This window comes from Pseudomonas sp. GZD-222, from assembly GCF_049310525.1.
Classification (GTDB): Bacteria; Pseudomonadota; Gammaproteobacteria; order Pseudomonadales; family Pseudomonadaceae; genus Aquipseudomonas.
Window position 1 is genome coordinate 76654 of record NZ_JBMOWO010000019.1, and the last position, 17404, is coordinate 94057.

General features: G+C 61.0%; 17 protein-coding genes. 16 read left to right on the top strand and 1 reads right to left on the bottom strand.

Translation table 11 applies throughout. From position 1 onward, the window contains the following. Nucleotides 1–14 precede the first annotated feature (14 nt). From iscA to ACO6VD_RS04030, 16 genes are all read left to right on the top strand, one after another. Entirely contained in the window at nt 15–338 is a 324-nt protein-coding gene (iscA, locus tag ACO6VD_RS03955) for an iron-sulfur cluster assembly protein IscA (RefSeq protein WP_010223463.1), read from the top strand. A gap of 8 nt (nt 339–346) precedes the next feature. Continuing rightward, nucleotides 347–868 (top strand): co-chaperone HscB, encoded by a 522-nt coding sequence (gene hscB / locus ACO6VD_RS03960; RefSeq protein WP_400170906.1) that lies wholly within the window; start codon nt 347–349, stop codon nt 866–868. Nucleotides 869–910: 42 nt separating this feature from the next. Beyond that, nucleotides 911–2773 carry a Fe-S protein assembly chaperone HscA gene (hscA, locus tag ACO6VD_RS03965; RefSeq protein WP_422417169.1) on the top strand — a complete coding sequence of 621 codons (1863 nt, stop codon included), beginning with the start codon at nt 911–913 and terminating at the stop codon, nt 2771–2773. Nucleotides 2774–2776: 3 nt separating this feature from the next. Continuing rightward, nucleotides 2777–3118, top strand: coding sequence for an ISC system 2Fe-2S type ferredoxin (gene fdx / locus ACO6VD_RS03970; RefSeq protein ID WP_422417170.1), 342 nt, complete (start codon nt 2777–2779; stop codon nt 3116–3118). A 12-nt stretch (nt 3119–3130) separates the two neighbouring features. Next, nucleotides 3131–3331 (top strand): Fe-S cluster assembly protein IscX, encoded by a 201-nt coding sequence (iscX, locus tag ACO6VD_RS03975; protein WP_028942766.1) that lies wholly within the window; start codon nt 3131–3133, stop codon nt 3329–3331. Between the two features lie 91 nt (nt 3332–3422). Next, entirely contained in the window at nt 3423–3848 is a 426-nt protein-coding gene (ndk, locus tag ACO6VD_RS03980) for a nucleoside-diphosphate kinase (protein ID WP_128322646.1), read from the top strand. A gap of 28 nt (nt 3849–3876) precedes the next feature. Next, complete coding sequence (rlmN, locus tag ACO6VD_RS03985; RefSeq protein ID WP_400170902.1) at nt 3877–5022, top strand: 23S rRNA (adenine(2503)-C(2))-methyltransferase RlmN; 1146 nt, start codon at nt 3877–3879, stop codon at nt 5020–5022. A gap of 14 nt (nt 5023–5036) precedes the next feature. After that, complete coding sequence (pilW, locus tag ACO6VD_RS03990; RefSeq protein WP_400170901.1) at nt 5037–5795, top strand: type IV pilus biogenesis/stability protein PilW; 759 nt, start codon at nt 5037–5039, stop codon at nt 5793–5795. Further along, nucleotides 5795–6829 carry a RodZ domain-containing protein gene (locus tag ACO6VD_RS03995; protein ID WP_422417171.1) on the top strand — a complete coding sequence of 345 codons (1035 nt, stop codon included), beginning with the start codon at nt 5795–5797 and terminating at the stop codon, nt 6827–6829. Before pilW ends, ACO6VD_RS03995 begins: the two co-directional genes overlap by 1 nt. 3 nt (nt 6830–6832) lie before the next feature. Then, nucleotides 6833–7942 carry a flavodoxin-dependent (E)-4-hydroxy-3-methylbut-2-enyl-diphosphate synthase gene (ispG, locus tag ACO6VD_RS04000; protein WP_400170897.1) on the top strand — a complete coding sequence of 370 codons (1110 nt, stop codon included), beginning with the start codon at nt 6833–6835 and terminating at the stop codon, nt 7940–7942. A gap of 24 nt (nt 7943–7966) precedes the next feature. After that, a complete protein-coding gene (hisS, locus tag ACO6VD_RS04005; protein WP_157194055.1) occupies nt 7967–9256 on the top strand; it encodes a histidine--tRNA ligase in 1290 nt (429 codons plus the stop codon). 39 nt (nt 9257–9295) lie between these two features. After that, nucleotides 9296–9937 (top strand): YfgM family protein, encoded by a 642-nt coding sequence (locus ACO6VD_RS04010; RefSeq protein ID WP_422417174.1) that lies wholly within the window; start codon nt 9296–9298, stop codon nt 9935–9937. Next, on the top strand, nt 9930–11081 hold the full coding sequence (bamB, locus tag ACO6VD_RS04015; protein WP_400170894.1) for an outer membrane protein assembly factor BamB: 1152 nt from the start codon (nt 9930–9932) through the stop codon (nt 11079–11081). Before ACO6VD_RS04010 ends, bamB begins: the two co-directional genes overlap by 8 nt. A gap of 116 nt (nt 11082–11197) precedes the next feature. Continuing rightward, nucleotides 11198–12658, top strand: coding sequence for a ribosome biogenesis GTPase Der (der, locus tag ACO6VD_RS04020; RefSeq protein WP_422417176.1), 1461 nt, complete (start codon nt 11198–11200; stop codon nt 12656–12658). A gap of 166 nt (nt 12659–12824) precedes the next feature. Continuing rightward, nucleotides 12825–13973, top strand: coding sequence for a pyridoxal phosphate-dependent aminotransferase (locus ACO6VD_RS04025; RefSeq protein WP_422417178.1), 1149 nt, complete (start codon nt 12825–12827; stop codon nt 13971–13973). Beyond that, nucleotides 13961–14752 (top strand): amidohydrolase, encoded by a 792-nt coding sequence (locus ACO6VD_RS04030; protein ID WP_422417180.1) that lies wholly within the window; start codon nt 13961–13963, stop codon nt 14750–14752. The genes ACO6VD_RS04025 and ACO6VD_RS04030 overlap by 13 nt, the downstream gene beginning before the upstream one ends. A gap of 91 nt (nt 14753–14843) precedes the next feature. On the opposite strand, the gene ACO6VD_RS04035 is transcribed toward ACO6VD_RS04030, so the two are convergent. After that, on the bottom strand, nt 14844–17396 hold the full coding sequence (locus ACO6VD_RS04035) for a PepSY domain-containing protein (RefSeq protein WP_422417182.1): 2553 nt from the start codon (nt 17394–17396) through the stop codon (nt 14844–14846). Between the last annotated feature and the right edge of the window lie 8 nt (nt 17397–17404).

The window sequence follows — 17404 nt, forward strand, 5'->3', positions numbered from 1 at the left end:
GGTAAGGAGTCTCGATGGCTATCAGCATGACAGAAGCCGCCGCCAAACATGTGCGGCGCTCCCTCGATGGACGCGGCAAGGGTGAAGGTATTCGCCTTGGCGTGCGCACCACTGGCTGCTCGGGCCTGGCCTATGTGCTGGAGTTCGTCGATCAGCCGGACAGCGAAGACCTGGTCTTCGAAAGCCATGGCGAGAAGGTCATCATTGATCCGAAAAGCCTGACGTACCTCGACGGCACCGAGCTGGATTTCGTCAAGGAAGGGTTGAACGAAGGCTTCAAGTTCAACAACCCCAACGTTCGCGGTGAGTGTGGCTGCGGCGAAAGCTTCAACGTCTGAGGCTGCGCGTGGGTACTCCTTGTCATTTCGCCCTGTTTGACCTGCAACCTGGCTTCCGCCTGGACCTCGACAAGTTGGCCGTTCGCTACCGCGAGCTGGCCCGTGAGGTCCATCCGGATCGCTTCGCCGATGCTTCCGAACGTGAACAGCGCATTGCGCTAGAGCGTTCGGCTGCGCTGAACGAGGCGTACCAGACACTCAAGAGCGCGCCCCGGCGTGCCCGCTACCTGTTGGCCATCAGCGGCGCCGAAGTGCCGCAGGAAGTCACCGTCCACGATCCCGAGTTCCTGCTGCAGCAGATGCAATTGCGCGAAGAGCTCGAAGACCTGCAGGACAGTGCCGACCTCGATGGCGTTGCCACCTTCAAGCGCCGCTTGAAAGTCGCCCAGGAAGCGCTCAACGAGGACTTCGCTGCCTGCTGGAATGATCCTGCGCAGCGCGAACAGGCCGAACGCCTGATGCGCCGCATGCAGTTTCTGGACAAGCTCGCCTATGAAGTGCGCCAGCTGGAAGAGCGCCTCGACGATTAACCCGGCGCTGCCTTTGGCGGCGCCCCTGGTATTCAGATAAGCATGGCCCTACTGCAGATCGCCGAACCCGGTCAGAGCCCTCAACCGCACCAGCGCCGTCTGGCGGTGGGCATTGACCTTGGTACCACCAACTCCCTGGTTGCCGCCCTGCGCAGCGGCCGTAGTGAGCCCCTGCCTGACGCTCAAGGTCAGGTCATCCTGCCTTCGGCGGTGCGTTATCACGCTGACCACATCGATGTCGGTCATGTAGCGCGTGATGCCGCTGCCAGCGACCCGCTCAATACTGTGCTGTCGGTCAAGCGCCTGATGGGCCGTGGCCTGGCGGATGTGAAGCAATTGGGCGAGCAGCTGCCGTACCGCTTTGTCGGTGGTGAGTCGCACATGCCGTTCATCGACACCATTCAGGGCCCGAAAAGCCCGGTGGAAGTCTCGGCCGATATCCTCAAGGTCCTGCGCCAGCGCGCGGAAGAGACCCTGGGTGGGGAGTTGGTCGGTGCGGTCATCACGGTTCCCGCGTATTTCGACGATGCCCAGCGTCAGGCCACCAAGGACGCTGCGCGTCTGGCCGGTCTGAACGTATTGCGCCTGCTCAATGAGCCCACCGCGGCGGCCGTGGCCTATGGCCTGGACCAGAACGCCGAAGGCGTGGTGGCTATCTATGATCTGGGTGGCGGCACGTTCGACATCTCTATCCTGCGCCTGACCGGCGGTGTCTTTGAAGTGCTGGCCACCGGTGGCGACAGCGCCCTGGGTGGCGACGACTTCGATCACGCCATTGCCAGCTGGATTGTCGAGCAGGCCGGTTTGTCCTCGGACCTTGATCCGGGTGCCCAACGCCAGTTGCTGCAAACCGCCTGTGCGGCCAAGGAAGCCCTGACCAACGCTGATTCGGTTTCGGTTGCCTACGGCAGTTGGCAGGCCGAGCTGAGCCGCAGTGCCTTCGATGCGCTGATCGAGCCGATGATCGCCCGTAGCCTCAAGGCTTGCCGTCGCGCTGTGCGTGACAGTGGCGTTGAACTTGAAGAAGTCGGTGCCGTGGTCATGGTCGGTGGTTCGACCCGCGTACCGCGCGTACGTGAGGCCGTAGGTACACTGTTTGGTCGTACCCCATTGACCGAGATCGATCCCGATCAAGTGGTCGCCATCGGTGCCGCAATCCAGGCCGATACCTTGGCCGGTAACCGCCGCGATGGTGGCGAACTGCTGCTGCTTGATGTGATTCCTCTGTCCCTGGGGCTGGAAACCATGGGCGGGCTGATGGAAAAGGTGATTCCGCGCAACACCACCATTCCGGTCGCTCGTGCCCAGGAGTTCACCACCTACAAAGACGGCCAGTCGGCGATGATGATTCACGTGCTGCAAGGCGAGCGTGAACTGATCAGCGACTGCCGCTCCCTGGCGCGCTTCGAACTGCGCGGTATTCCAGCGATGGTTGCCGGTGCGGCGAAAATTCGCGTGACCTTCCAGGTTGATGCCGACGGCCTGCTCAGTGTTTCCGCGCGCGAGCTGGGCTCGGGCGTGGAGTCGAGCATCCAGGTCAAGCCGTCCTATGGTCTGACCGATGGCGAAATCGCCCGCATGCTCAAGGATTCCTTCGAACACGCCGGTTTCGACAAGGTTGCTCGCCAGTTGCGCGAGCACCAGGTTGACGCCGAGCGACTGCTCGAAGCGGTACAGGGCGCCCTGGACGCCGATGGCGAGCGCCTGCTGGACGCCGAAGAGCGTCTGGCCATCGAACAACAAATGCAAGACTTGCGTGATTTGATCAACGGCACCGATGGCGCAGCCATCGAGCAGCAGACCAAGCGTCTGTCGCAGGTGACCGATGCCTTTGCCGCCCGTCGCCTTGATTCGACGGTAAAAGCCGCTTTGGCCGGGCGCAACCTGAATGAGATCGAGGAGTAACAGATGCCGCAGGTGATTTTTCTGCCCCACGAGAAGTTCTGCCCGGAAGGCATGGTCGTAGAGGCCGAGACAGGTACGTCGATCCTCGAAGTGGCGCATGACAACCACATCGAAATCGAAAGCGCCTGCGGCGGCGTGTGCGCCTGCACCACGTGCCACTGCGTGATTCGCGAAGGCTTCAACTCGCTCAATGAAGCCGACGAGCTGGAAGAGGACTATCTTGATCGTGCCTGGGGCCTGGAGCCCACGTCGCGTCTGACCTGCCAGGCCAAGGTCGGCACCGAGGACATCACCGTCGAGATTCCCAAATACTCCCTCAACCACGCCGCCGAAGCGCCGCATTGATCTGGAGCTGACATGAGCCTGAAATGGGTTGATGTACTTGAAATTGCAATCCAGCTTGCCGAAAGCAAGCCGGAAGTCGATCCTCGTTATGTGAACTTCGTCGATCTGCACCAGTGGGTGCTGGCATTGCCGGAATTCAGTGACGATCCGCAGCGTGGCGGCGAGAAGGTTCTCGAAGCCATCCAGGCGGCCTGGATCGAAGAAGCCGACTGAGCGCGCTCGGCAGGTTAGGCAATCCCCCGGAACCCGCGTATAATTCGCGGGTTTAATTTTTCGCTTCACTCAACGTTTCTGGAGTTACACCATGGCTGTTCAACGTACTTTCTCGATCATCAAGCCTGACGCCGTTGCTAAAAACGTGATCGGCAAGATCACCACCCGTTTCGAAGACGCTGGCCTGAAAATCGTTGCTTCGAAAATCAAGCAACTGTCCAAAGCCGAAGCTGAAGGCTTCTACGCTGAGCACAGCGCCCGTGGTTTCTTCGGCGACCTGGTTGCTTTCATGACTTCCGGTCCAGTTGTTGTTCAGGTTCTGGAAGGCGAAAACGCTATCGCTCTGAACCGTGAGCTGATGGGCGCTACCAACCCTAAAGAAGCTGCTCCAGGCACCATCCGCGCTGACTTCGCTGAATCCATCGACGCCAACGCCGTTCACGGTTCGGACTCCGAAGCCGCTGCTGCTCGCGAAATCGCTTACTTCTTCGCAGCTACCGAGGTAACCACTCGCTAAGCGAAAGCTTACGGGTGAGGGTGAATCCATGACGACATCGACTGGCAAAACTAACCTGTTGGGGCTGACCCAGCCGGAAATGGAAAAATTCTTCGACTCTATCGGGGAGAAGCGTTTCCGTGCCGGTCAGGTAATGAAATGGATTCACCACTTTGGCGTCGATGATTTCGACGCCATGACGAATGTCGGCAAGGCCTTGCGCGAAAAGCTCAAGGCTGTTGCCGAGATTCGCGGTCCGGAAGTGGTCAGCGAGGACATCTCCAGCGATGGCACCCGTAAATGGGTGGTGCGCGTGGCGTCCGGCAGCTGCGTCGAGACCGTGTACATCCCCCAGGGCAAGCGTGGCACCTTGTGTGTCTCGTCTCAGGCCGGTTGCGCCCTGGACTGCAGTTTCTGCTCCACCGGCAAGCAAGGATTCAACAGCAACCTCACCGCCGCCGAAGTCATCGGCCAGGTGTGGATTGCCAACAAGTCGTTCGGCAGCGTTCCCGCCACCATCGACCGTGCCATCACCAACGTGGTGATGATGGGCATGGGTGAGCCACTGCTGAACTTCGACAACGTTGTCGCGGCCATGCACCTGATGATGGACGACCTCGGCTACGGTATTTCCAAGCGCCGGGTGACCCTGTCCACCTCCGGCGTGGTGCCGATGATCGAAGAGCTGGCCAAGCACATCGACGTCTCTCTGGCCCTGTCGCTGCACGCGCCGAACGATGCGCTGCGCAACGAACTGGTGCCGATCAACAAGAAGTACCCGCTCAAGGTCTTGCTCGAAGCGTGCATGAACTACATGTCGCAACTCGGCGAGAAGCGCGTACTGACCATTGAGTACACCCTGCTCAAGGACGTCAACGACAAGCTCGAACACGCCGTGGAAATGGCCGAGCTGCTCAAGAACGTACCGTGCAAGATCAACCTGATCCCGTTCAACCCGTTCCCGCATTCCGGTTACGAGCGGCCGAGCAACAACGCCATTCGTCGCTTCCAGGACCACTTGCACCATGCCGGCTACAACGTCACGGTGCGCACCACCCGTGGTGAAGATATCGATGCGGCCTGTGGCCAGCTGGTCGGCCAGGTAATGGACCGTACCCGCCGCAGCGAGCGTTATATCGCCGTGCGTCAGTTGAACGCCGACGGCGATATGCAAGAAAGCGCCGTTCGGAACTGATAGAGAGGAACTCCATGACTTTGCGCGTCGCGCTGTCGATCCTGTCGCTCGCCCTGCTTGCAGGTTGCGTGTCCAGCGGGAGTTCGGACACGCTGGCGACGCGTGAAGGACGTGCGCAGGCCGGGCAGGCCTACGTGCAGTTGGGGTTGGGTTATTTGCAACAAGGTTTGACTGAGCAGGCCAAGGGCCCGCTAAAAAAAGCGCTTGATCTCAATAGCCAGGATGCCGCTGCAAATGCTGCCCTGGCTTTGGTGTATCAGGCCGAAGACGAGCCTGGGCTGGCCCAGCGGCACTACCAACAAGCGTTGGCCAGTAGCCCGGCCGATACCCGGATTCGCAACAATTACGGCAGTTTTCTTTACGCTCAGGGACAATACACACAAGCCCGGCAGATGTTTATCCAAGCTGCGGCCGATACCCTGTATCCTGAGCGTTCACGCGTATTCGAGAGTCTCGGTCTGACCGCGTTGCGGCTGGGTCAGCGCGACCAGGCGCAGGAATACCTGGTAAAAGCTTTACGGCTCAACCAACAGCAGCCACGTGCATTGCTGGAAATGGCTGAGTTGTCTTACGAAGACAGGCATTATGTGCCGGCCCGTGACTACTACGATCGTTTCAGCCAACTGAGCGACCACAGTGCTCGCAGCTTGCTGCTCGGTAGTCGCCTGGCCAACGTCTTCGAAGAACGGAACAAGGCCGCCGATCTGGGCCTGCAATTACAACGACTTTATCCCGGTACGCCGGAATATCAGCAATACCTGTCGGAGCAATGATGAAAGCGGCGCATCCCGAAGTAGCAGCAGCGACTCGCGAGAATCCAGGTGAGACTCTGCGTCAGGCCCGTGAGAGCAGGGACTGGTCGCAGGCCGAAGTGGCTCACAAGCTGAACCTGACCGTGAGTTCCTTGAACAATCTTGAAACCGGCGCCTTCGACAAGCTGCCTGGACATACCTTTGCCCGTGGCTACATCCGAGCCTATGCCAAGTTGCTGGACATGGACCAGGCCGCGCTGGTGCAAGCTTTCGATCAGTGCACCGGTACCCACGCCCAAGGCAGTGAAGTGCATGCGCTCGGTCGCATCGAAGAGCCGGTGCGTCTTTCGCACAACATCCTGCGCGTCGTCAGCCTGTTGCTGCTGGTGGTGGTGATTGGCGGCGGTTTCTTCTGGTGGCAGGACCAGAGCAGCCAGCGCAGCAAAGACCTGGTGAACATGGCCCTTGAGCATGTCGAGGTCGAAAGCGCCGACGGCACTACCCAGATTCACCCGCTGGACGAGCCTGAAGACCAGGCTGTCAGCGCTGCCCAGCAGCCAGAAAGCACCCCGCTGAACCTTGAGCAGGCTCCGGTAACCAGCGAGCAGGTCGAGACCGCGCCTGCGCCGCAAGCTCCGGTCAGCAGCCCGGCTACCCCGGTCGTACCGGCCGCCAGCACTGTCGTTGCACCAGTCGCTCCGGTAGCTGCCACGGCTGCTCCTGCCACTTCGGCTGCTCCTGCAGCCCCTGTGGTGGTCGCGACCGCACCTGCCGCTACACCGGCACCTGCGGCCCCGACTCCGGCGGCTGCCGGTAGTGGCCAGCTGCACATGCAATTCACCGCCGATTGCTGGACTTCGGTCACCGACGGCAACGGCAAGGTGCTGTTCAGCGCCATCAAGCGCAAGGGCGACAGCCTGGACCTGACCGGTAAACCGCCGTTTGCGGTACGCCTGGGCTTTGCCCGCGGCGTGCAGGTCAGCTACAACGGTCAGCCTGTTGACGTTGCGCCGTTCACCAGTGGCGAGACTGCTCGCCTGAAGTTGGGACAATAAGTCATGCACGGCGAATCACCGATCAAACGTCGCGAATCGCGAAAAATCTGGGTAGGTAATGTACCTGTAGGCGGCGATGCACCCATCGCCGTGCAGAGCATGACCAATACCGACACTAATGATGTGGCCGCCACCGTAGCGCAGATCAACCGCCTGGTTGATGCCGGTGTCGACATCGTGCGGGTCTCGGTACCTGACATGGATGCGGCCGAAGCCTTTGGCCGGATCAAGCAACTGGTCAGCGTACCGCTGGTCGCCGATATCCACTTCGACTATCGCATCGCATTGCGTGTGGCTGAACTGGGTGTCGACTGCCTGCGGATCAACCCAGGCAACATCGGTCGTGAAGACCGCGTGCGCGCAGTGGTCGATGCTGCCCGTGACCGCGGTATTCCGATTCGCATCGGCGTCAACGCCGGCTCCCTGGAAAAAGACCTGCAGAAAAAGTACGGCGAGCCAACGCCAGCGGCGCTGGTCGAATCGGCCATGCGTCACGTCGAGCACCTTGATCGCCTGGATTTCCAGGACTTCAAGGTCAGCGTCAAGGCGTCCGACGTGTTCATGGCCGTCGAAGCCTATCGCCTGCTGGCCAAGCAGATCGTCCAGCCGCTGCACCTGGGTATCACCGAAGCCGGTGGCCTGCGTTCAGGCACGGTGAAATCCGCAGTTGGCCTCGGTATGCTGCTTGCCGAAGGAATTGGCGATACTATTCGCATCTCCCTGGCGGCAGACCCGGTCGAGGAAGTAAAAGTCGGTTACGACATCCTCAAATCCTTGCACCTGCGTTCGCGTGGCATCAACTTCATCGCCTGCCCGAGCTGTTCGCGGCAGAACTTCGATGTGGTGAAAACCATGAACGAGCTGGAAGGGCGCCTGGAAGACTTGCTGGTACCGATGGACGTGGCCGTGATCGGCTGCGTGGTCAATGGCCCGGGCGAAGCCAAGGAAGCCCATGTAGGGTTGACCGGCGGCACGCCGAACCTGATCTACATCGATGGCAAGCCTGCGCAGAAGCTGACCAATGACAACCTGGTCGATGAGCTGGAAAGACTCATCCGCCAGAAAGCGGCCGAAAAGGCCGAAGCCGACGCGGCCTTGATCGCCCGTGGCTGACACCCAGATTCGAAAGGATTTTCCGTGAGTAAATCGCTGCAAGCCATCCGTGGCATGAACGACATTCTGCCCGAGCAGACCCCGCTGTGGCGCTATTTCGAGAGCACCGTGGCCGGCCTGCTGGACACCTACGGCTATCGTCAGATCCGCACGCCGATCGTCGAGTTCACCGAGCTGTTCAAGCGCTCGATCGGTGAAGTGACCGATATCGTCGAAAAAGAGATGTACACCTTCGCCGACCGTAACGGTGACTCCCTGACCCTGCGTCCGGAAGGTACCGCGGCCTGCGTACGTGCGGTGCTCGAGCACGGCATCAGCGGCGGCGGCCAGGTACAGAAACTCTGGTACATCGGCCAGATGTTCCGCCACGAGCGCCCGCAAAAAGGCCGTTATCGCCAGTTCAACCAGATCGGTGTCGAAGTCTTCAACCTCGACGGTCCGGACATCGACGCCGAGCTGATCGTGCTTACCTGGCGTCTGTGGGGCCTGCTGGGCATCCGCGACGCGGTAAAGCTGGAACTCAACAGCCTGGGTACCAGCGAAGCCCGTGCCCGCTACCGTGATGCGCTGGTCGAGTTCCTCTCGGCGCGTCTGGAGCAACTGGACGAAGACAGCCAGCGTCGCCTGAAGACCAATCCGCTGCGCATCCTCGACAGCAAGGACGCCAACACCCAGGCGGTGCTGGTCGGTGCGCCGAAGCTCGAAGACTACCTGGACGAAGAGTCGCGGGTGCATTTCGATGGCCTCAAGGCTCGCCTGGATGCCGCCGGTATCCCGTTCGTGATCAATACCAAGCTGGTACGTGGCCTGGACTACTACAGCAAGACCGTGTTCGAGTGGGTCACCGACAAGCTCGGCTCCCAAGGCACTGTCTGCGCCGGTGGCCGCTACGACGGCCTGGTTGAGCAGATGGGCGGCAAGCCCACCCCGGGCGTCGGTTTCGCCATGGGCATCGAACGCTTGATCCTGCTGCTGGAAACCCTGGAGCAGGTACCCGAGTCGATCAACCGTCAGGTTGATGTCTACCTGTGCGCTTTCGGTGAGCAGGCAGAGCTGGCGGGCCTGGCCCTGAGCGAGCGTCTGCGTGATCGCCTGCCGAACCTGCGTCTGCAGGTCAATGCCGGTGCCGGCAGCTTCAAGAGCCAGTTCAAGAAGGCAGACAAGAGTAACGCCCTGTTCGCCTTGATCCTGGGGGACGACGAACTGGCGCAACAAGTGGTAGGTTTCAAACCCCTGCGTGGCCAGGGCGAACAACAAAACATTGCCTGGGATGCTCTGGCAGAGCACCTGGAAGCTTCCCTCGCGCAGGCGTGAAGCGGGTCAACAGCCGATTTGGTGAAAAGGAGTATTGGGGTGTCGAGTACCGATGATGAACAGCTGGCGGCATTCAAGGACTGGTGGCAGCGTAACGGCAAGCCACTGGTAACCGGCGGCCTGCTGGCACTGGTGATAGTGTTCGGCTGGCAAGCTTTCCAGAAGTACCAGGGTAACCAGTCGCAAGGCGCCTCGAACCTCTATCAGGCCCTGCTGGAAACCACCCTGACGCCAAGCGGTGAGCCGGATGCGGCTAAAGTCGCCGAGTTGTCTGGCAAGCTCAAGAACGAGTTCGGCGGTTCTGCCTATGCGCAGTACGGCAGCCTGTTCGTGGCCAAGGTCGCGGTCGAGGCCGGCAAGCTTGATGACGCTGCCGCTGAGCTCAAGTCGATCGTCGACAAGCCGGCAGATGCCACCCTGGGCGAGATCGCCCGTCAGCGTCTGGCCCGTGTTCTGGCCGCGCAAAGCAAGGTCGACGAGGCCCTGAAACTGCTGGAAGGCGATGCCGACAAGGCATTCCTGGCCAGCCGTGAAGAGCTCAAGGGCGACCTGCTGGTACAGCTGGGTCGTGCTGCCGATGCTCATAGCGCTTACGAAAAGGCCAAGGCCGCGCTGTCTGACGACGCCGCGATCGGTGGTTTGCAACTCAAGCTCGACGACCTGGCCAAAGGGGATGCGTGACGTGATCGGTTGGAAACATGCAGCAGTGCTGACCCTGGCCATTCTGGCCGCGGGTTGCAGCAGCAACAGCAAAAAGGAATTGCCGCCGGCCGAGCTGACCAAGTTCACCGAAGAGGTGGTCCTGAAGAAGCAGTGGAGTCGTTCGATCGGTGACGGTCAGGGTGAGTCCTTCAACATGCTGGTCCCGGCGATCGAGAACGATCGCATCTACGCTGCCGATGTAACTGGCGTGGTGATGGCCATGGACCGTAACAACGGTGACGTGGCCTGGAAAAAGGACCTCGAACTGCCTGTGTCCGGCGCCGTAGGCGTGGGTTACGGCATGGTCATGCTGGGTACCCTCAAGGGCGACGTGATCGCTCTGGATGCCAGCACCGGTGAAGAACGCTGGCGTTCGCGGGTGACCAGTGAAGTCCTGGCACCACCTGCTACCAACGGCGATGTGGTCGTGGTGCAGACCCAGGACGACCGTGTGATTGGCCTGGATGCCAGCACCGGTGACCGTCGCTGGATCTACGAAAGCACCCCGGCAGTACTGACCCTGCGTGGTACCGGTGCGCCAGTCGTGACCAACCAGCTGGCTGTCGCCGGTCTGTCGACCGGCAAGGTCGTGGCTCTGGATACCCGCAACGGTGTGCCGGTCTGGGAACAGCGCGTTGCCATCCCTCAAGGTCGCTCGGAGCTGGACCGCGTTGTCGATATCGACGGTGGCCTGTTGCTGTCTGGCGGTACCTTGTACGTGACCAGCTATCAGGGGCGGGTTGCCGGCCTGGATCTGGAAAGCGGCCGTGTGCTGTGGCAGCGTGATGCGTCCAGCTACACCGGTGTGGCTCAAGGTTTCGGTAACGTCTACGTGAGCCTGGCTTCGGGTACCGTGGAAGGTATCGACGAGCGCTCCTCGAGCGCCCTGTGGAGCAACGACTCGCTGGCCCGTCGCCAACTGTCGGCGCCGGAAGTGTTTTCCAGCTATGTAGCGGTAGGTGACCTGGAAGGCTACCTGCACCTGCTCAGCCAGGTCGATGGTCGCTTCGTCGGTCGTGAGCGTATCGACAGCGATGGCCTGCGCGCCCGTCCGCTGGTGGTGGGTGACACCATCTATGTGTACGGCAACAGCGGCAAGCTCGAGGCGCTGACCATCCGCTGAGGCTATGCTTGAGGCCATGCAGGCCTCGGGCTGCGGCACTTCGGGTGCCGCTCGAACTCCGGCCGCTGCAGTGCAGCGGCCTTTGTATTTTCCGAATTTATGAAGTGGAGAGCCGAATGGTTCCCGTAATTGCCCTGGTGGGCCGACCGAACGTCGGTAAATCCACCATGTTCAACCGCCTGACCAGGACCCGCGACGCTATCGTCGGCGACCTGTCCGGGCTGACCCGCGACCGCCAGTACGGTGAAGCAATCTGGCAAGGCCGTTCGTACATCCTGGTCGACACCGGCGGTATTTCCGGTGACGAGCACGGCATGGACGAAAAAATGGCCGAGCAGTCGCTGCTGGCCATCGAAGAAGCCGATGTGGTGCTGTTCCTGGTGGATGCCCGTGCCGGCCTGACCGCCGCCGACCAGATGATTTCCGAGCACCTGCGCAAGCGCAACAAGCGCTCGTTCCTGGTAGCGAACAAGATCGACAACATCGATCCGCAGATCGCTATCGCCGAGTTCTCGCCGTTGGGCATGGGTAACGCCATTGGCGTCGCCGGCGCTCAGGGCCGTGGCGTCAACAACCTGCTTGAAGCCGTGCTCAGCGACTTCCCGCGGGACAATGTTGAAGAGATCGATACCGACGTCGCCGAAGGCGAGGAAGCGGTGCGCATCCCTGGCCCGAGCGAGAAAGATGGCATCAAGATTGCCATCATCGGCCGTCCGAACGTCGGCAAGTCGACCCTGGTCAATCGCATGCTCGGTGAAGACCGGGTTATCGTCTACGACCAGCCAGGCACCACGCGCGACAGTATTTACATTCCCTTCGAGCGTAACGAAGAGAAGTACACCCTGATCGACACCGCAGGCGTGCGCAAGCGCGGCAAGATCCACGAGGAAGTTGAAAAGTTCTCGGTGGTCAAGACCCTGCAGGCGATCAAGGATGCCAACGTGGTCATCTTCGTCATGGATGCCCGCGAAGGCGTGGTGGACCATGATCTGAACCTGCTGGGCTTTGCCCTGGAAGCTGGTCGCGCCATCGTCATCGCCCTGAACAAGTGGGATGGCATGCAACCGGGTGAACGCGACTACGTGAAGACCGAGCTGGAACGCCGGCTGTTTTTCGTCGACTTCGCCGACATCCACTTCATTTCGGCGCTGCACGGCACTGGTGTGGGTAACCTGTACCAGTCGGTACAGAATTCCTTCAAGTCGGCGGTCACCCGCTGGCCGACCAGCCGCCTGACGCAGATCCTTGAAGACGCGATCAGCGATCACCAGCCGCCGATGGTCAACGGTCGCCGGATCAAGCTGCGCTACGCCCACCTGGGTGGCGCCAACCCGCCGATCATCGTGATCCACGGTAACCAGGTCGAGAAAGTACCCAAGTCCTACTCGCGCTACCTGGAAAACACCTATCGCCGTGTGCTCAAGCTGGTCGGTACGCCGATCCGCATCGAGTACAAGGGTGGTGAGAACCCATACGAAGGCAACAAGAACGCCTTGACCGACCGCCAGGTCAACAAGAAGCGCCGCTTGATGTCGCACCACAAAAAAGCCGAGAAGAAGCGTAAAGACAAACGCTGAATGCATCGCGGGGCAAGCCCGCTCCCAACGGTTTACTAAAACCTGTGGGAGGGGGCTTGTCCCGCGATTACCTGCGGACTGCGACTGTTTCAACCTTTTTCCTGCCCACTCAATCCGCTATGCTCGGTCTCTGACCGCCGGATTGTTCAGCAGGAAAGAGGGCTCCATGATCAGTAGCAAGTTGCCGAACGTCGGCACGACCATCTTTACCACCATGTCGCAACTCGCCGTGCAAACCGGCGCCTTGAACCTGTCCCAGGGTTTTCCCGATTTCAATGGCCCCCAGGCCCTGCTCGATGCAGCCGGTCGGCATATCGCTGCCGGTCATAATCAGTATTGCCCGATGACCGGTCTGCCTGCCTTGCGCCAGCAAGTGGCGACCAAGATTGCCCGAAGCTATGGCGTCAGTGTCGATGCCGAAACCGAGGTCACCATCACCCCGGGTGCCACCGAAGCAATCTTCTGCGCGATCCATGCGGTGATTCGAGCTGGTGACGAAGTCATTGTTTTCGACCCGTGCTACGACAGTTACGAGCCTTCGGTTGAACTCGCCGGTGGACGCTGCGTGCATGTTCAGCTCAGCGACGGACAATTTGCCATCGACTGGCAGAAGCTCACCGATGCCCTGAGCCCGCATACGCGGATGATCATTCTCAACTCGCCGCACAACCCAACGGGCGCGTTGTTCAGCCGTGATGATCTGGACAAACTGGCACTGTTGATTGCCGACCGCGATATCTACCTGATCAGCGATGAGGTCTATGAGCACCTGGTGTTTGACGGTGTGCAACACGCCAGTGTGCTGGCCGTCGAAGCGCTCTACCAGCGTGCCTTTGTCGTCAGCTCATTCGGCAAGACGTATCACGTCACCGGCTGGAAGACCGGTTATGTGGTTGCACCGCCAGCCCTGAGCGCCGAACTGCGCAAGGTCCATCAGTACGTCAACTTCTGCGGTGTGACCCCACTGCAATGGGCCCTGGCCGATTTCATGGCCGAGCATCCAGAGCACGTCGAAGAACTCCCGGCGTTCTACCAGGCCAAGCGCGATCTGTTCTGCGACCTGTTGGCGCCTTCGCGCTTCCAGTTCACCCGCACCGCCGGTACCTACTTCCAGCTGGTCGACTATTCCGCCATCCGCCCGGACCTGAACGACGTCGAGATGTCCCTGTGGTTGACCCGGGAACACGGGGTGGCGACCATTCCGGTGTCGGTGTTCTACCAGCAACCCATTCCCGAGCAGCGCCTGGTGCGCCTGTGTTTTGCCAAACGCGAGGAGACGCTGCGTCAGGCAGCGGAGAAGTTATGCGCGATCTGAGTGCTCTGCCGAACCTGAAAGTTGCCCTGGTCCAGACAACCCTGGCCTGGCAGGACCGCCTGGCCAACTACGAGCATTTTGAAGGCTTGTTGGAACAGGCTCGTGGCGCTGATCTGATTATCTTGCCGGAGATGTTCACCACCGGGTTTTCAATGGATTCCGAAAGCCTGGCCGAGCCGGAAAACGGCCCGACCTACAAGTGGCTCAAGAGCCAGGCGAAAAAACTCGATGCTGTGGTCACTGGCAGCGTGATTATCCAGGCGGCTGATGGCAGTCACCGTAACCGCTTGCTGTGGGCGCGTCCGGATGGCGAGATCCTGTTCTACGACAAACGCCACTTGTTCCGCATGGCCGGAGAACACAAGCACTACACCCCTGGCGAGCGCCAGGTGCAGTTCGAGGTCAAGGGCTGGCGGGTGCGTACGCTGATTTGCTACGACCTGCGTTTTCCGGTGTGGAGCCGCGATGCGCAGGATACCGATCTGCTGTTGTACACCGCCAACTGGCCTGCCGCACGGCGCCAGCACTGGAACCGCTTGTTGCCCGCACGGGGCATCGAAAACCTGTGTTATGTGGCGGCGGTGAACCGGGTCGGTACTGACGGCAAGGGCTTTGCCTACTCAGGCGACAGCCAGGTGCTGGACTTCCAGGGCGAGAGCCTGCTCAGTGCAGGGGAGGCCGATGGTGTGTTCACGGTGGTGTTGAGCGCGGCCGACCTGGCGACGTATCGCACGCGCTTCCCGGCCAATCTGGATGCTGATACGTTCGAACTGCACTGATCGCGATCGCGGGGCAAGTCGAATCGTCGCACCGCCGCTCCCACCCGGCTGGAGGTGATCTCCCGGTGGGAGCGGGCTTGCCCCGCGATAATCAATACACATCCCGCCGATAGCGCCCAAGCTCAATCAAGCGCTCAACCTCTACAGCCCCAAGCACCTCGTTCAACACCTTATCAACCCCGCTGGCCATCCCTTGCAGGCTGCCGCAGATATAGATCGACGCCCCTTCGTCCAACCAGCGGCGCAGCTCATCTGCCTGTTCACGCAGGCGATCCTGAACGTAGACCTTGTGCGCCTGGTCACGGGAGAAGGCCAGGTCCAGGCGCGCCAGATCACCGTTGCGCAACCATCCCTGCAGCTCGTCTGCACAGAGGAAGTCATGCGCCTGATTGCGCTCACCGAACAGCAGCCAGTTACGCTGTTCGCCCGCAGCAATTCGCGCTTTGAGCAAGCTGCGCAACCCGGCCAGACCTGTACCGTTGCCGATCAGGATCATCGGTGTCGCCGCTGCCGGTAAATGGAAACCGCTGTTGCTGCGCAAGCGCAAGCTGACACTGTTATTCACAGCCAGGTGCTCGGTCAGCCAGCCGGAGCCAAGCCCGAGGCTGCCATCTGGGTGGCGCTCCTGGCGGACAATCAGTTCCAGCACGCCATCGCTGGCAATCGAGGCGATCGAGTATTCCCGTGCGGCCAGCGGAATCAGTGCGTCGACCAAGGCCTGGGCGTGCAGGCCGACCAGGTGCTCGCGGCTCTTGGGCAACTGCCGGCTGGCCAGGGCCTGGAGCAGGCTCTCTTGCAAGCCGTCGAGCTGCACGCGGGATTCGCCATCAAGACCCAGGCCACGCAGGAATTGTTCAAGGTTGCCGGGACTGTTGCGTGGCAGGATCTCCACCAGGTCACCGGCCAGCCACTGTGCGGGCTGCTCTGGCGTGAGCCCGAGCAGATACACGGCTGAGCCCTGGCTGCCAGGGTTCATCAAGGTGCGTTGAACCAAGGTCCAGTTGCTGAACACCGGCGCCTGCCAGGCGGCTGGTGGCTTGCTGCCAGTCAGCTCAGCCAGTTGCTGTTGCCAACGCTGCAGGGCAGTCGGGTCGGCACTGTCGACTTCCACCGTGGCGAATGCACTGGTGGCGCCACGCTCGCCAAGCCAGGCCTGCAGGCGTCGGGCAAAGCCACAGAAATGCGGGTACTGCCGGTCACCAAGGGCGAGCAGGGCGTAGTTCAGGTTGTCCAGCGCCCAGGGTTGGCCAAGAACTTTACGTTCGAAACCGCGGGCACTGTCCGGTGCCTCGCCATCGCCGAAGGTACTGACCACGAACAGTGCGCGTTGAGCCTGGTTGAGATCGCTTTCGGTCAACTCGGCCAGTGGTCGCACCTGCACCGGCAAGCCGGCCGCCTGCAGTTGCCCGGCACTCTGCCAGGCCAGCTGCTCGGCGAAACCGCTCTGGCTGGCAAAACCCACCAGCCAGCTGTCACTCTGAGCGCTGGATGGCGCCAGGCTGCTGCGGGCAGCGCGGACCTGGCGCTTCTTGCGGCGACGATCAAGGTAGAGCAGCCAGCCGGTGACAAAGAACAGTGGCATGGTCAGGCTGGCGATCGTCACCAAAATTCGTCCGGTCAGGCCGAAGTAGCTGCCGACGTGCAGGGCGTAGACGCTGGCCAGCAGTTGCGCTTTGAACGACTTGTCGGCGTAGCGATCGTGTTTTTTCACCTGGCCATTGGCCGGGTCGATGGTCAGGGTATTGAGCGCGCGTTCGTGCTCGGCGCCTTCGAGCAGGTAGAAGAGGGTTGCCGGTTGTCCGCCAGCAGGGGGCAGGCGCAGGTTGTAACTGCTCATCGCCGGGCCGGCGGCAGCTTGCAGGCTGCTCCAGACGGCATCGTAGTCGACCACCAGCGGCTTGGCGTCTTTGCCCGGAGCGCCACCTGGGCGCCCGCGGCCTTCGCCACGTTTGTGCTGCTCGCCAGCGGCGGGGCCATCAGCAAGCAATTTGTTCAGGCCTTCGCGGTACCACTCATAAGACCAGAACAGGCCGGTGAGGGCGAACAGCAGATAGAACAGCAGGCACCAGGTGCCGAATACGGCATGCAGGTCCCAATTGAACGCACGGCCCTTCTTCGCCCAGTCCAGGGTCAACCAGACCCGCCAGTTCAGTGCCTGGCGCGGCCAACGCAAGTACAGGCCGGAGAGGCAGAAGAAAATCAGCATGAGCGTACAGGCGCCGGTGATCTGCCGACCGGTGTCGCCCATCGCCAGAAAACGGTGTAGCTGCAACATCAAGTCGAAGAAACCCTGGCCGGCGACGTCTCCCTGCAACTTGCCGGTGTACGGATCGGCGTAGCGCATCAGGCCCCGGCGTTCGCCGGGAGGCGGGGTGAAGAACACGCGTGCGGCCTTGTCGCTTTGGGGCTGGACCCACAGCATGGCCACCTTGTCGCCCTGTTCGGCCTCGATCCGTTTCACCAGTTCAGGCATTGGCAGTACACCTTCCTGGCGTACTTCGACGTTGAGCACGTCAGGGTTGAACAGCTGCAGCAGTTCATCCTGGAACGACCAGATCGCCCCGGTAATGCCCATCAAGGCCAGCACCAGGCCGGCTGTGATACCGAAGAACCAGTGCAGTTGGAACAGCGATTTCTTCAACACATCAATCA

What these genes read in the sequence shown, in the direction of transcription:
- hscA (WP_422417169.1), top strand. Translation starts at nt 911, where the DNA reads ATGGCCCTACTGCAGATCGCCGAACCCGGTCAGAGCCCTCAACCGCAC.
- fdx (WP_422417170.1), top strand. Translation starts at nt 2,777, where the DNA reads ATGCCGCAGGTGATTTTTCTGCCCCACGAGAAGTTCTGCCCGGAAGGC.
- iscX (WP_028942766.1), top strand. Translation starts at nt 3,131, where the DNA reads ATGAGCCTGAAATGGGTTGATGTACTTGAAATTGCAATCCAGCTTGCC.
- ndk (WP_128322646.1), top strand. Translation starts at nt 3,423, where the DNA reads ATGGCTGTTCAACGTACTTTCTCGATCATCAAGCCTGACGCCGTTGCT.
- rlmN (WP_400170902.1), top strand. Translation starts at nt 3,877, where the DNA reads ATGACGACATCGACTGGCAAAACTAACCTGTTGGGGCTGACCCAGCCG.
- der (WP_422417176.1), top strand. Translation starts at nt 11,198, where the DNA reads ATGGTTCCCGTAATTGCCCTGGTGGGCCGACCGAACGTCGGTAAATCC.
- bamB (WP_400170894.1), top strand. Translation starts at nt 9,930, where the DNA reads ATGCGTGACGTGATCGGTTGGAAACATGCAGCAGTGCTGACCCTGGCC.
- ACO6VD_RS03995 (WP_422417171.1), top strand. Translation starts at nt 5,795, where the DNA reads ATGAAAGCGGCGCATCCCGAAGTAGCAGCAGCGACTCGCGAGAATCCA.
- ACO6VD_RS04030 (WP_422417180.1), top strand. Translation starts at nt 13,961, where the DNA reads ATGCGCGATCTGAGTGCTCTGCCGAACCTGAAAGTTGCCCTGGTCCAG.
- iscA (WP_010223463.1), top strand. Translation starts at nt 15, where the DNA reads ATGGCTATCAGCATGACAGAAGCCGCCGCCAAACATGTGCGGCGCTCC.
- ispG (WP_400170897.1), top strand. Translation starts at nt 6,833, where the DNA reads ATGCACGGCGAATCACCGATCAAACGTCGCGAATCGCGAAAAATCTGG.
- pilW (WP_400170901.1), top strand. Translation starts at nt 5,037, where the DNA reads ATGACTTTGCGCGTCGCGCTGTCGATCCTGTCGCTCGCCCTGCTTGCA.
- ACO6VD_RS04025 (WP_422417178.1), top strand. Translation starts at nt 12,825, where the DNA reads ATGATCAGTAGCAAGTTGCCGAACGTCGGCACGACCATCTTTACCACC.